The 13,583-nt window shown below is 46.6% G+C and carries 9 protein-coding genes; all 9 read left to right on the top strand.

What is annotated here, in order from left to right; genetic code table 11:
• The first annotated feature begins 2 nt into the window (after nucleotides 1-2).
• Genes G5B30_RS05150 through G5B30_RS05190 form a run of 9 tightly spaced genes read left to right on the top strand, consistent with a single transcriptional unit; the run spans nucleotide 3 to nucleotide 13,554 of the window.
• On the top strand, nucleotides 3-3,407 hold the full coding sequence (locus G5B30_RS05150) for a SusC/RagA family TonB-linked outer membrane protein (protein ID WP_165318905.1): 3,405 nt from the start codon (nucleotides 3-5) through the stop codon (nucleotides 3,405-3,407).
• Between the two features lie 15 nt (nucleotides 3,408-3,422).
• Nucleotides 3,423-4,838, top strand: coding sequence for a RagB/SusD family nutrient uptake outer membrane protein (locus G5B30_RS05155; protein WP_165318906.1), 1,416 nt, complete (start codon nucleotides 3,423-3,425; stop codon nucleotides 4,836-4,838).
• A gap of 12 nt (nucleotides 4,839-4,850) precedes the next feature.
• Nucleotides 4,851-6,467, top strand: a complete 1,617-nt coding sequence (locus G5B30_RS05160; RefSeq protein ID WP_165318907.1) for a DUF4843 domain-containing protein — start codon at nucleotides 4,851-4,853, stop codon at nucleotides 6,465-6,467.
• A gap of 2 nt (nucleotides 6,468-6,469) precedes the next feature.
• Nucleotides 6,470-8,221, top strand: coding sequence for a hypothetical protein (locus G5B30_RS05165; protein WP_165318908.1), 1,752 nt, complete (start codon nucleotides 6,470-6,472; stop codon nucleotides 8,219-8,221).
• 52 nt (nucleotides 8,222-8,273) lie between these two features.
• Nucleotides 8,274-8,894: a hypothetical protein gene (locus tag G5B30_RS05170; RefSeq protein ID WP_165318909.1), complete on the top strand. Its 621-nt coding sequence runs from the start codon at nucleotides 8,274-8,276 to the stop codon at nucleotides 8,892-8,894.
• A gap of 19 nt (nucleotides 8,895-8,913) precedes the next feature.
• Nucleotides 8,914-9,837 (top strand): N-formylglutamate amidohydrolase, encoded by a 924-nt coding sequence (locus G5B30_RS05175; protein ID WP_206367021.1) that lies wholly within the window; start codon nucleotides 8,914-8,916, stop codon nucleotides 9,835-9,837.
• Complete coding sequence (locus G5B30_RS05180) at nucleotides 9,834-10,763, top strand: hypothetical protein (protein WP_165318911.1); 930 nt, start codon at nucleotides 9,834-9,836, stop codon at nucleotides 10,761-10,763. The genes G5B30_RS05175 and G5B30_RS05180 overlap by 4 nt, the downstream gene beginning before the upstream one ends.
• 38 nt (nucleotides 10,764-10,801) lie before the next feature.
• Nucleotides 10,802-12,361, top strand: coding sequence for an N-acyl-D-amino-acid deacylase family protein (locus G5B30_RS05185; protein WP_165318912.1), 1,560 nt, complete (start codon nucleotides 10,802-10,804; stop codon nucleotides 12,359-12,361).
• Between the two features lie 38 nt (nucleotides 12,362-12,399).
• Nucleotides 12,400-13,554 carry a hypothetical protein gene (locus tag G5B30_RS05190; RefSeq protein ID WP_165318913.1) on the top strand — a complete coding sequence of 385 codons (1,155 nt, stop codon included), beginning with the start codon at nucleotides 12,400-12,402 and terminating at the stop codon, nucleotides 13,552-13,554.
• Nucleotides 13,555-13,583 lie beyond the last annotated feature (29 nt).

Here is a 13,583-nt window from a genome sequence, read left to right on the forward strand (position 1 = left end):
TTATGAATAAATTCATCATTTTGTTTGTGCTTGTCCATATGGCGATGACGTCGTCTATACCAGCTCAGATCATCACGATCAAACAGAAGCAGGTGACCCTCAAAACCTTTATGGATCTGATTACACAGAAGAGTAGGTACCGGTTTATTTACACCAACGATGACTTGAGATCGGCCAAGAAGACGGATCTGTCTCTCGATAAAGTCGGATTGGAAACGGCGTTAGGTGCTTATTTTAAGGATCAGCCGTTGGATTATAAGATTGTTGATCGCAATATTGTTATCAGTCCACGTCCGGAAAAAGCCAAACCCGCCAAACCAGTGGCTGCCCGACCCGCTCGCACCGTGCAAGCAACTGTAAATGGGAAAGTTTTGCTGCAGTTGAATGGAAAAACGGTAGCTGGAGAAGGAGTAACAGTGACCTTAAAGGGAACTAGCCAGCGGGTGTTCACAAAAAATGACGGTACTTTTTCGGTACCTGCTAAGGTAGGGGATATCTTGGTGTTTAGCTCTGTAGGTTACAAGTCTCACGAAGTCATGATAGCCTCCATGTCTGCTGCCATAAATGTGACATTGCACGAGGATATTGTCGATTTGGACGATGTCGTGGTGACAGGCTATCAGGAGCAGGAAAAAAGAACAATTACCGGTTCGATGTCTTCCTTGAAAGCGGAGGATTTTGAAAATATGCCTATACAATCCTTTGATCAAGCCATGCAAGGCCGGATGGCAGGGGTATTGGTACAGGGCGTTTCCGGCGTGCCGGGAGGTCCCGTTCATATTGAAATCCGCGGTCAGGGTTCGATCAGTGCCGGTACGCAGCCTCTATATATTGTAGACGGCGTAGAGATCAACGCTGAAGACGCAGCCAGTAATATTACCGCGAGTAATCCGTTGGCCTTTCTCAACCCCGAAGATATCAAATCCATCGAAGTACTGAAAGATGCTGCAGCAGCTTCTATTTATGGGGCGCAGGCAGCCAATGGCGTTGTGTTGATCACCACCAAGAGCGGAGAAGCAGGCAGTACTAAATTTACGGCAAAAGTCAGTTCAGGAATGGTCACACCGATACAGTTATTGGAAGTCATGAATACACAGCAGTATCTGCGGGTTCGGTCAGAAGCCTTGGCTAACTGGAACCCGACGTGGTCTCCCGAAAAAGTACGTACCGAGTTGTTGAAAGAAAATCAGCTGCCCATTACCATGACCGATGCGGAGATTGCCGCACTGCCGTCTTACGATTGGCAATCCGAAGCATTTCGGACAGGGCAGACCCATATTGCCCAAGCGGCCATGTCGGGAGGAACCAATAAGACCACTTTCCGTATATCGGGGTCTTACAATAAAACCGAAGGGAATGTATACGGTAATAATTTTGACCGTGGTTCATTGTATATGCGGATTAATCACGGGATAGGAAATAAAGTTAATATTATGGGAAGTGTCAATCTGAGCAATATCATCCAGGACGGAAGTTACCGTTCATGGGGCTCCTATTCTTATTTTTCCTCACCACAATACACGAGTCCTTTTATGTTGCCGTTCCTTCCCATTTACAATGAGGACGGATCTTTTAATGCACCTTTAAGCCGGTTTCCGGGGGCTTTTCCATATAATGCCCTGCAGACAACCGATGTCAACAAGCAGCAGGCTCGGACAGCCAATATGCTTGGTAATATGCAGGTGACCTGGGATATTTCCAAGGCTTTCAAATTCCAATCTCGTTTTGGATTAAACTATAGAATATACCGTACAGAGTTTTATATAGACCCACGTACACAGGAGGCCAATGCTCGACAAGGATATAAATCTTTCCGCGTACAGCCGTCTACAACGTTTACCACGTCACATACATTGATCTATAATAAATCTTTGGAAAACAAACATAATATCAATGCATTGTTGGGTGCAGAATTTCGGGATTATAACCAGTATCGGGTGTCGGCTACTTCCGAAGGCTTCCCATCGTATCAATTCCGGATGCTGAGTGCCGCATCGACTATTTTGGGTGCGGATGAGCTTTTGACGGGAGATCGGAGATTAGGTTTCTTTACGCAAGCAAATTACAACTTTAAGAAGCGGTATATGGTTGGTGCAGTATTGCGTTATGACGGATCATCGAAGTTTGGTGCAGACAATTTATTTGGTTTGTTCCCGGCGTTTTCGGCGGGCTGGGATATGGCTCGGGAACCGTTTGTACGACGGGCCTTGTGGTTGCAGCAGTTGAAACTGCGGGCCAGCTACGGCGAGACCGGTAATAGCCAGATCCGTAATTTTGCATCCCTGTCCTTGTGGGATGGTACGGGTTCGTATGGCGGACGTCCAGGTACAAAGACCAAGCAAATCGGTAATGCCGATCTGCGCTGGGAACGGAATATCACGAGCAACTTGGGATTGGATTTTTCGATGTTCCGCAGACGACTTTACGGTACGGTAGAGGTGTTTCACCGCCGTAGTGCCGATTTATTGCTCAATACCCCGCTGCCTTACACAACCGGGTTTGCCAGTGTGTACCGGAATACCGGTGAGGTCATCAACAAAGGCTTGGAGATTGAGCTGAACTCGGATATCATTAAGAATAAAGATTTCAGATGGACGTCCAGCTTTAATATTACGTTCATAAAAAATAAAGTGACTAAACTGTACCGGGGTATCACCGAGGATGGCTCGACAGACGAGGATAACGTAGAGGTCGAAGAGACCGATGTTGAGATATTACCGGGCAATGCGGGAATACGTGTGGGATGGCCGATGTATACCTATTGGACCAACCAGTATGCGGGGGTCAATGCCGCAACGGGCAAACCGATGTGGTGGTATGGTGAAGACCGGCTGACCTATGCTCCGTTAGCACAGGGGGTGAATTCGTATGCGCCTCACGGTAGAGGAAACCGTTTGTCGGATTATTACGGTGGGTTTTCCAATAAGTTTACGTACAAGAACTTCGTGCTCGATATCTTTTTCCAATACGATATGGGACGGGTGCTGTACAACTCCACCAATCGGCTCATGGTCAGAAATGGTGGTGTCGCGGCGAACTCCGCCCTTCGGGCCTACGATCTGCGTTGGCAGTATCCGGGGCAGATCACGGCGCAGCCGAGACCGATCAATGGTAATACAGAGGATAGGGCAGCAAGCGATCTATTAGCCTCCAACCGGTTTTTGGAAGATGCATCTTATATCCGCCTAAAGCAGATTGCCCTGAATTATAAAGTTCCGGCAAAAGTATTGGGCAAGTCCAAATTGCGATCATTGGAAATGTATGTGCATGCCTTGAATTTGATGACCTGGACCAAGTGGAGAGGGTACGATCCGGAGTTTTATATCGATGAATCCAACTTTACGTCCAACATTGGACAGATTCCACAATCCAAAACATTTACGGTAGGTATTACAGCAGGGTTTTAATAAAATATAGACAACATGAGAACAAGAATATATAAATATATCGCCGTGGCAGTGACACTGTCGTTTTTTTCCTGTGCGGACATCCTGAATGTTAAACCCACAGATTCGATAGATTCAGAGCAAAGCTTAGTGAAGGCCGAAGATTTTGAAGCGGCTACGGTAGGTGCGTATTCCTACCTGCAGAATTATAGATTATATGGGCGGCAGTTGATCAGCTATCCCGAATTTTTGGGCAATAATGTGCTGCAGCCCAGTCGCACAATTTCCTTGCAAACTTTGTCTAGCAATGCGCGTGGTGCACATATGATCCCTTGGTTGACCAGCTACCAAGCTATTGCGCAGATCAATATTATTATGGATCAGTTGGGTAATTTTCAAGGGGATTCTGACCGGCGGGATAGGGTAAAAGGTGAATTGCTCTTTTTGCGGAGCCTATATTACCACAATCTGGCTCGCGTATACGGCTATGAGCCGAAGGTGAAAAGATCGACCGATAGAGGAACAGCACCTTTGCGGTTGAAAGCAGTCTATAACTTCCAAAATAATGAAAACCTACCTCGGGCTACGCCGGAAGAGATGTATGCCCATCTGTATAAGGAACTGGGAGAAGCGTATGAGCTCTTGAAGGATCAGCCGACTAATCAGGCGCCGTTTTTTGCGACGTCGGCTGCCGTAGCCGCATTGTTTTCTCGGGTAGCCTTGTATAATGCAGATTATGAAAATGTGATCAAATGGTCTACCATTGCACTGCAGTCCGGTGTAGGACGGTTTTCGACGAAGGACAGCTACGTGGCCGACTGGCGTGCTGCCACACATCCCGAGTCCATCTTTGAAGTGGAGTTTAAGGTCGACCAAAACTTAGGCGTCGATTTGGCGATACGATCCGATTTTACCAATCGGGTAAATGCAGAGGCTACGGAAGCTAATGGAAGTGCGCCCGGACAGGTATCGCCAGCACTATATGCAATGTTTGAAGATGCAGATGTGCGCAAAGAGTTGATATGGAAAGGCTTGGGAGCGGCTTCCGATGAAAACCAAACAACCAAGTTTTTCAGTCGTGGCGGAGCACCCAATCTGGATAATGTACCCGTGATCCGGGTATCGGAGATGTACCTCAATCGGGCTGAGGCTTATGCGCATATCGATGGGCAGGAAGGAGCCGCATTAGCGGACCTGAACCGTATCCGTAACCGGGCAGGCTTGCCGACTGTTTCCTTGGGAGGGGATGTATTGCTGGACGAAATTCTGAAGCAGCGGCGGTTGGAGCTCTGTTTTGAGGGACACAATTTCTTTGATTACAAGCGATTGGGTATGGATATACCCAAAGCCAACGGCACCGTATTCAAATATTCGGACTATAGGGTGTTAGGCCAAGTCCCTTGGCGGGATATCAATTCATTCAACAAGATGAGACAGAATTACGGATATTAAACAGGAATAACCATGAGAAAATTATTTTATTTAGCATACAGTGTCTTATTCCTTTTGACAGGTTGTTTTAAGGATTTTGAGGAGCGTTATCTTTTTGAAGAAAACCGTTTAGAATTTAACGATGCTGTCCTCAATGGCAATGCATCGGGTCGGACGTATCCCATCTTGGGGCCGGTGCCGGCCGCAGACGGCAACTTGATTTTTCAGGTCAATATGACCGGTAAGCAGGTCGACCACGATAGGAAGTTTAAGTTTCGTGTAGTGGCTGATGAAACTACCGCCGTCGAAGGACGGGATTATCGATTGCTACATGGCGATGAGTATACTATTCCGGCGAATAGCAGTTTTGGACAGATTGAGATTGAGATATTGCCGGATGGTAGCGGAAGCCCGACCATCGTGCTGGAGCTGTTGCCGACGGACGATGTCAAGGTAATGGACCGGTATCACAAGATCGGCTCCCGGTTTGTGTACCTTTTGACCATACCTGATCCTTCGCAGCTGGAGACTGTCAACGATATTACCGTATTCAAAGACTTTGTTATCGGATCCTACAGTAACCAGAATATCGGATACTTTGCGGACCTAAGTAATTACTATGTGTATACGGCAGACGGTGCTGAAGCAGGCCCCGAGAATATCGACATTGTGCATTTGCATGGTGCAAGTACAGGGGCGAATCTGCTGCTACCTTCTTATACAAGGTTTGATCTTTGGAACGTCCGTGACCCGAGAACCTGGACCCACCGTAATGACGGGGTATTGATGCGTTTGCCAAATCCTAATCCCGATGAGTTGGCTTTGTTTGAAAACGCGACGTCTGTTTCGGACCTATTAACGGCGTACGGTTATTATGCGGCTACGCTTAGCAGCCGGCCGGGATATAGCAGTACAAAAGACGGTCCTTCTGCTCGTATTCAGGGGATTGGTGCAGGAGATCTCATTGTGTACTATTCCACAGAACGGAGCATTGTGACGCTCTTTAAAGTCAAGGCTGTGGATTCTGGTTCGGCCGGTTCGTTGACGATGGAGGCTAAGACTGGACAGTTTGATCCCACAGAGATAGTCAATTCGGGAGCCTTGACAATAGGAGGATGGTATACGGGGACATGTTTGGTTGATTTGGCTTCCATTGCGAGATATAAGGAGACTGATCTTACGCCAGATATGAGAAATAATATCGATTTCATCAGTCTTTGGTCAGGTTCTGGACAATATCTCCGGTTTCTATCGTTGCACAATACCGCTATTGACGTGGGAGGGGTTGGGACAACGAATAGGATTAGGGATAATTGGAGTACCGCAGAGCGAAACCAGGGAGAATTAATCCATTACCAGAATGCGTCAGAGGCCGAGATTCAAGCTGTTATGAACCTAACAACTCGAGATCAATTGATAGCAGCCTATGAAAGCGCGAAAGTAGACGTAATGAATCGGACAGGGTATAATGTCGATGACCATGGTCCGGGGGCTGCTGTTCGAAGAACGGATGCAGGGAGTATTGTTTTCTTCAAGTCCAACCAACCCGGGCGTGATCTCTATGCTGTCATTCTCGTGAATAATATAACGTTAGGATCGAGTAATGGCCGAGAAACAGTGGATTTATTTATCAAAAGCAATTTGAAATAATTATGAAAGCATTCATCAATAGGATATTAACAGGATTGCTGCTGTTGATAGTGTTTAGCTGTCAGGATAAACTCTTCGTGGAAGATTTAGCAGGGTTTGATCCGAATTCCAACCTGCCCCTTTATGAGATTACTCTGACCAACCCCGGGCAGAACGCGGCCATGACCTACCTGGATCTGGGGTCTGGTGAGATCTACAATTATACCGATGCAACCAAACATCCAGAGAAGATTGACTTTATCTACCTTTGGGGTACCTCATCGGGAGCCAATCTGGTCTCTCCCGATAATATAGCCAGACTAAACGAATGGGGCTCCGGACAGAACGTCAATGCGAATTGGTTTATCAAGAATAAGACGACCTTTATTCGTCTGGCCAAGGAGGCTGTACCGACGGATTTCTACAGCAATGTACATTCTATGGCAGATGTCAAAAACGCTTATGCGTCGCTTAAGGTTTTGGTCGAGGCACAGCCGGACTATAATCCGACGCTGCATGGCGAGGGTAATCAGCTTCGAAATATACAGGTGGGTGATCTCTTGGGGATTAAGACCAGCAAGCAAGTCTATGCCATTGCTAAAGTACAGTCTTTGGCAACGGGAAATGCGGGAAGTATCTCGCTGGCAATTAAAGCTGACAAGAGCGCAGAAGTTCAGGTGGAACCCATCGCTCCCTCCGAGGTCTATTCATCGTTTGATATAGATATGGATATGCTGGAGGATCTGACCGGAAAAAGCTTACTTGACCTTTCGGATGGTACGGGGTACACAGTGACGGAAGGGTATTACAACCAGTCGGTCATCGATGCGGTCTTCTACCACGATGGACAGGATATGACGGTGTCAGCTCCGAGCCAAGATATTCCGATGTTGAATGAAGACGTCATAGAGATACAGGGAGACTGGACACGTCGGATCGAAACGAAGTTTATACGCTTGAAAGCTTCTACAGAAACAGATACGAAATGGAACCGGACCTACAAGAATTCGCAGATCAAGGAGCTGTTCAATACATCCAAGGCAGTGGTAGAAGGGTATGATGACTACGCCGTGGATTTATATGGACCGGCGAACAGTGTCAAGGGTATACAGACCGGAGATGTGATTCTATACTTCTCGGAAGATCGGAATATCTACGGTATGATACGGGTGACAGATAGTGGTCCGGATTTTCTGAAAGCACAGGCCAAGGTGAATATATACGATAAGGGTGAACTTGTTCCTCCGGTATTGCATGAGTTTACATCTACTGGAGCCGGCTCCAGTACTGCTGCTTATGTAGATTTTAAAACCGGAAATGTATATACAACGGAAGCAGAAGGTGAAGCAAATGTGGCGGATATTGATATTATATCCGTCAGAGGAAGTTCATCTGGTAACAATTTATTCCCTACAACCAGTGATGCTACAGCGGGAGCATGGTATGCTTCTTGGGGCACTCGAATGGCGACCTGGCCGAATCGTAACGCTGCTGAAATATATGGATACCTTGGTGATACGACACCTGCCCATTGGTGGGAGCTTTATCATGACCTTAAGGAGGATCAGACAATGTGGGATGATTTCCAAACAGCAACCGCTGGAGTGACTCCTGTACAGCGCTTGCGAGAGACCAGTGTGTCTACAGGTCCTAAGTTTAACAAAACTGTGATTTTTATCCATTGTTTAGATAGAAAATTGTTGGTAGCGTTAAAAGTTAAGGAAAGGCTTGCGGAGTCGATTACCTACCGGTATAAAATCATAGAACTGGAATAAGGAAATTCGCATAATAAAAAGGATTTAAAATAGAAACTAAATAATATATATCATGATGAACAGATTTTTTTGTATTGCATTATTAGCCGTTTTTTCAGTAAGCGCGGTTTCCGCACAGAATAATAACAAAGTTAAGAGATTCCTACTTGCTATAGGGGGGCATCATCAAGGGGCGGAGTATGGTTCTATTGTCGATCTGAAAGCACAGAAGACATATAAAGTAGCCGAGGCTGCTGAACACCAAGGTGATATCGATTTACTATATGCCTACGGAACGACTACCAAGGCAAACTTGTTGACGCCCAATAGTAGTACAGTTAGACTATTTGGCCCGAATTATAAAACCAAGATCTCTGAAGCTTGGGACGTTAAAAATAGGGGAATGATGGTTGCGCTAAAAGCCGATAAACGCAACAAGAAAATCTTTAAGAAGCTGAAAAAGAATGCCGATATCGAAAAACTATATGTTGAAACGGTAAAATCGGTACGGGATCTTCCTGATTACAAACTGCTGAGAAATGGCCCTGCACGTCGTCTGGTAGATTTACAGATCGGTGATCTGGTTATATTCAGAAGCCAGGATCGGAAATTTTACGCTGCGGGATTGGTCGTGAACCTTAAAACGGGAACAAAGGGAATGATCGATATCGATTTCAAGATCACACAGGAGTAATATCTCTTTTTATATGAAGATGAAAAAAATAGCACTATCGTTTTACCTGTTCTTTTTCTTTCTGACAGGGAGTATCGCGACAGCTCAGGTCGTCGGGATCCAAGAGATAGGGAAGTACCAATCCGGGGATGTTCTGGAGGACAACGAGCATTGGGTGGAGGTTATCAAAGGGGATATGCCTCTGGTGCTGAGTGTACCTCACGGAGGTCGGTTTAAGGATGAGCAGATTCCGGATAGGGATTGTCCAGAACTGGGGCGTGTGGTCAAAGGTATCGACATGAATACCAAAGAGCTCGCTCTGGCGATGCAGGAATATTTCTATGCGCACTATAAAAAACGACCTTATGTCGTGATAGCCAATCTTTCGCGGAGTAAGGTGGATCAAAATAGAGCGATCGAACTGGCGACTTGTAATGACCCTATCGGTACGAAGGCTTGGAACAGCTATCATAGTGCGGTCACGGCTGTGATAGCTGATGCCAAGCAGTATGGAAAGATTTTCTTTGTTGATGTGCATGGTCATGGACACAAGGTGCAGCGATTGGAGCTTGGCTATGGATTGACGACCAAACAGTTGACCTTGGCCTACAACCGGAAGAATACAGTGAAGATGCCTCCGACCTCTTCGCTGGAAAATTACCTGACGCAAGGCGGCAAACGGGATTTTTACGACATGCTGTTCGGTGAGTACGCGTTCGGGACGTTGTTGGAAAAGAATGGCGTGCGCGCGACACCATCTTTGCAAGATCCATATCCTCAAGAAGGAGAGGCTTTTTTTGCGGGAGGGCATATCACACGGAAGTTTACGGCAGCTGATTTCCCGGATGTCTTCGGTATGCAGATTGAGTTTAACTTCAAGGGTATGCGGGATACGGATGCCAATAGACAGAAATTTGCAGCAGTTTTTGCAAAGACGTATTGGGAGTTTATACAGCATATATGATGGATACGAAGTTAATCGGCTTGCTTTTTCTCCTGCTCTTTGGAACAGCCTGTTCTAAAGATCCGGTAGTACAGCAAGGGGATAAGGACAAAAATGATTTTTACGGCTGGACAGCGGGCAAAGTCATTAAGGACGCCGAAGGCTGGACGGAGGTTGTAATCGGTGATTACCCGTTGGTGCTGAGTGTACCCCATGGAGGGGGTATCAAACCGGAGCATATACCGGACCGTACCTGTACCGGAAGTACTACGGTATTGGATACTTGGACGATCGAAATGGCGAGAGCTATACAGCAGGAGTTTAAACAAAAACTGAACAAAACGCCGTTTGTGGTCATCAGCCATTTGTCCCGTAAGAAGATCGATCAAAATCGGACCTTGGATAAAGCACTTTGTACGGATAAAACATTGGAACCAACTTGGTATTTCTATCATAATTACCTCGATTCGCTGTTGCGTTATTCGTCGGAGAAGTATGGTAAGACGCTTTTTATTGACTTGCATGCGCATGGTCATACGAAACAGCGGTTGGAACTGGGGTACAATTTGAGTACGACACAATTGGATTATCTTTCCAAGGGGTGGGATTTATCAAAAATAGGTGCAGCGTCATCCTATGCCAATTTGTTGCAGATGAATCCGGCTGTGGATATCCAAGGAGCATTGATCGGAGATCATGCTTTTGGTACATTGATGCAAGAGAAGGGATTCCCCTCGGTGCCGAGTAGACAGGACCCAGTACCGGCAGCAGGGGATGCTTATTTTACAGGAGGCGACAATACTCAGTTGGCGGCATCAGACAAATATCCAAAAGTATATGGGTTTCAGATTGAATCGAACAGTGGTTCCAGGAATACAGAGGAACGGAGAGCGGAGTTTGCAAAGCGGTTGGTGGAGTCTGTAGAAGTGATGGTAGTGAAATTTTGAGATATTAGATTTGGGGAAGGGATAGTAAAGAATAAATAATGAGAAAAATTTTAGGTGTGCTGTGTTTGACAATCTTTTCGGTTGTAATATTGAAGGCACAACGTATAGGTAAACTGGATGTTCTCATCAAAAATGCCTGGGTATTTGATGGTACCGGTGCCGATTCGGTGCAGGTGGATGTGGGCATCCGCAAGGATCGTATCTTATTTGTGGGTAAAAGAAAAGGCCTCAAAGCTAAGCGTACTATCGATGGTACAGGCTTATATCTGGCTCCGGGTTTTATTGATCCGCATACCCACCACAATGGGAGACTGATGAGTGAAGATGCAGAAAAACGCGCAGTGTTGCGGGAACTTAAACAAGGCGTGACCACCATATTTATGGGAAACGACGGTTCTGGACCGCTGCCGATCGGAGAGACGCTGGATCAGTGGCAGCGAGACGGCATAGGTGTGAATGCGGCTCTTTTCGTACCACACGGTACGGTACGTACCAAAGTAGTTGGGTATCGTAACATCGGAGTGTCGGATGAGCAGATCGAACAAATGAAGGGACTGGTAGAACAGGGGATGAAGGAGGGAGCCTTTGGCCTCTCGACGGGTCTGTTTTATACGCCTGGTTTTTTCTCGTCGACGGACGAAGTCGTCGAACTGTCAAAAGTCGCGGCAGCCTATGGCGGTATCTACGATACACATCAACGGGATGAAGGGTCGCAGAGTGTGGGGGTGATCAATTCTGTTAAGGAGGTGCTGGAGATCGGAGAGAAAGCCAATATACCGGTACATATTTCCCATATCAAAGTGTCTGGTACCCCTTCTTGGGGCAAAAGCGTGGAGATTATCCGCATGATGGAAGAAGCCCAACGAAAAGGAATAAAGGCTTCGGCCAATCAGTACCCTTATGTGGCATCTCGGACGGGGCTTAGCGCGGCCATCGTACCACCTTGGGTACGGGACGGTGGCACATCGGCTATGCGGAAGCGTTTTCAAGATGAGACCCTCCGGGATAGTATCCTTCAGGGGATCGGTGAACTGATTAAAGGCCGTACGGGAACGGCAGATAAACTGTTTTTGTCAATCCCTTCCGATCCGTTTTTGGATAATAAATCGGTAGATGAAGTCGCTAAGGCTTGGAATATGTCGCCAGAAGTGGCCGTCGTTGAAATTCTTAAGACTAAATTGCCGTCTGTACATTCGTTTAGTATGACGGAAGAAGATCTCGTAAATTTTATGCGCCAGCCATGGGTGATGGTTGGTTCTGATGGTGGTGGTGGCCATCCTCGGGCATTTGGGACGTTTCCTAGATTAATTCGCCGCTATGCTATTGATAAAAATATACTTTCGTTAGCGCAGGCTATCCATAAATCGTCTGGCCTTACCGCTCAGACATTGCATATCAAGGATCGGGGGGTGATCCGGGAAGGGTACTATGCCGATATCGTCTTGTTTGATCCTAAAACTATTGAAGATAAAGCCGTTTTTGGCCATGCCGAGCAGTTGGCCGAAGGTATGGTATATGTATGGGTCAATGGTAAGCTTACTATAGACAAAGGAGAATATACCCGAGAACTCGCAGGTAGGGCTTTACGGTTGAATTAGGAGATTTGCGATATTAGATTTAAGACAATAGATATTAGATGATAATAAAAGCTTTTAGTGTACTATGTTTAATTCAGGTGTTGTTTGCGGCGCACTCCTCTGGTTTCGCCTGCTCGCCGCCATACTCGCCCATAATCGAAAGCACCGCTTTAGCCAACCAAAATGGTGTAGTCGAATACAAAGGCAAATGGTATCAAGCCGGGGATACGATATATGGATACAAAAACTATGTCAAGTTGGTGGTCGGAGATGCGAAGGTGCCTTTATTGCTTGGTATTCCACATGATGGTGTAGGGAAAGGTACGCCCGAAATTCCTGTTACGGGTACTACGGGGAGGGATATCAATACCAAGCCATTGGCATTGGCGATAGCCAAGCTGTTTAAGAAGGATACGGGCTTACAGCCTTGGATCGTTCTGAATGAAATCAGTCGGAAAAGGGTGGAGCCCAATACGTATATCGAGGATGTGGATGCACGCTATGGTACAGATTCCGAAGCTCGGAAAACATACGACAGCTATCACGAGTTGATGCTGTTGGCGCGTACGACAATGGCTGCCCACCTGGCCAATACACAGGGTGGGCTTTTTATTGATGTACACGGGCATGCCCACAGGTATGCCTATGAGCAGGAGGAAGAATATACATCCATCGTGACGGGTAAAAAGATATCATCGAGGTATGTGGACCAATCGGATCTGGGCTACGGATTGGCTGCAGCCGCATTGCGAGAACCAGACGCTACGTTGGATACCTATGCAGATCAGTCTACTATCGCGGGGTTAGCACAGGCTCATGCTGCTGTGCCGTTTTCGGCATTGCTCCGTGGCCCATACAGCTTGGGTGCATTGTTACAAGCAGAGGGGGTAGTATCGGTACCGGGGAATGTGTTGCCTGCTCCGGAGCTTGATTCTTGGAAGTTCGGTGTCAATACCGCGGGCAACCCGAAGAGTAGACCTTATTTCAATGGGGGATTTTTGACGAGACGGTATGGGACAGCAAAAGAAGGAAAGACGATTGGTTTTGCAGACAATATATCTGCTGTGCAGATCGAAACTCCGGGGATTACGGTGCGCAATAATCCGACGATCATAGCGCGGTCCTCACATAAATTTAAGCGGGCTATTATCCAATACCTGAATCATTGGTATGGGTGTAATTTTCCGAACAGTGACTATCCGTATGCATACTAAATAACTTTATCATTATATTAAAACAGATA

Source organism: Sphingobacterium sp. SGG-5, assembly GCF_011043525.1.
GTDB lineage: Bacteria > Bacteroidota > Bacteroidia > Sphingobacteriales > Sphingobacteriaceae > Sphingobacterium.

Bases quoted from the DNA above. Each gene is read 5' to 3' on its own strand.
- G5B30_RS05185 (WP_165318912.1), top strand. From the start codon at position 10,802: ATGAGAAAAATTTTAGGTGTGCTGTGTTTGACAATCTTTTCGGTTGTA.
- G5B30_RS05180 (WP_165318911.1), top strand. From the start codon at position 9,834: ATGATGGATACGAAGTTAATCGGCTTGCTTTTTCTCCTGCTCTTTGGA.
- G5B30_RS05160 (WP_165318907.1), top strand. From the start codon at position 4,851: ATGAGAAAATTATTTTATTTAGCATACAGTGTCTTATTCCTTTTGACA.
- G5B30_RS05150 (WP_165318905.1), top strand. From the start codon at position 3: ATGAATAAATTCATCATTTTGTTTGTGCTTGTCCATATGGCGATGACG.
- G5B30_RS05165 (WP_165318908.1), top strand. From the start codon at position 6,470: ATGAAAGCATTCATCAATAGGATATTAACAGGATTGCTGCTGTTGATA.
- G5B30_RS05190 (WP_165318913.1), top strand. From the start codon at position 12,400: ATGATAATAAAAGCTTTTAGTGTACTATGTTTAATTCAGGTGTTGTTT.
- G5B30_RS05175 (WP_206367021.1), top strand. From the start codon at position 8,914: ATGAAAAAAATAGCACTATCGTTTTACCTGTTCTTTTTCTTTCTGACA.
- G5B30_RS05155 (WP_165318906.1), top strand. From the start codon at position 3,423: ATGAGAACAAGAATATATAAATATATCGCCGTGGCAGTGACACTGTCG.
- G5B30_RS05170 (WP_165318909.1), top strand. From the start codon at position 8,274: ATGATGAACAGATTTTTTTGTATTGCATTATTAGCCGTTTTTTCAGTA.